At 72.6% G+C, this 441-nt stretch carries 2 protein-coding genes; both read left to right on the top strand.

Annotated features, from left to right (window positions below; genetic code table 11):
* The first annotated feature begins 126 nt into the window (after positions 1 to 126).
* On the top strand, positions 127 to 321 hold the full coding sequence (locus FV228_RS32655) for a hypothetical protein (RefSeq protein ID WP_147858045.1): 195 nt from the start codon (positions 127 to 129) through the stop codon (positions 319 to 321).
* A partial coding sequence (locus FV228_RS32650) for an SDR family NAD(P)-dependent oxidoreductase (protein WP_147858044.1) occupies positions 318 to 441 on the top strand: 124 nt, incomplete at its 3' end. The genes FV228_RS32655 and FV228_RS32650, both read left to right, overlap by 4 nt.

Raw genomic sequence — 441 nt, 5'->3', positions numbered from 1 at the left:
GCCGCCGGGACGGGGGGCCTCGGCGCACGACCGGACCGCGTCGGCACGGTCCCGCCATCACCGTGCTAGCCGCGTTGCGAATCGCAGTCACGCGGATGCAGGCCCCGAAGGTGCCGAGGCGTCCGTTTGCCGCGCGCAGAGGGCTTCGCGGTCGGTGCCGCGCTGCCGACGGAAGGACTGGAAATTCAAGTCCCGCATCGTATGGATCTGTGGGAGCTGTTTCGAGTGGTGCCGCTGTCGCGCACCATGAGCGAGGCGCCGCTGCCGGAACGATCCCCCGCCGCCGACGCGCGGCCCTCGCCGACGGATATGACGCTATGAGCGACACCCACGACCGGACCGCGCTGGTGACGGGGGCGGCCCGCGGCATCGGACTTGCTGCCGCGAGCCGGTTCCTCGCGGACGGGTGGCGCGTCGCCCTCCTCGACATCGACGGCCCGG

Source organism: Methylobacterium sp. WL18 (assembly GCF_008040015.1).
GTDB classification, from domain to species: domain Bacteria; phylum Pseudomonadota; class Alphaproteobacteria; order Rhizobiales; family Beijerinckiaceae; genus Methylobacterium; species Methylobacterium mesophilicum.
This window is presented reverse-complemented; position numbering and strand designations above follow the sequence as displayed.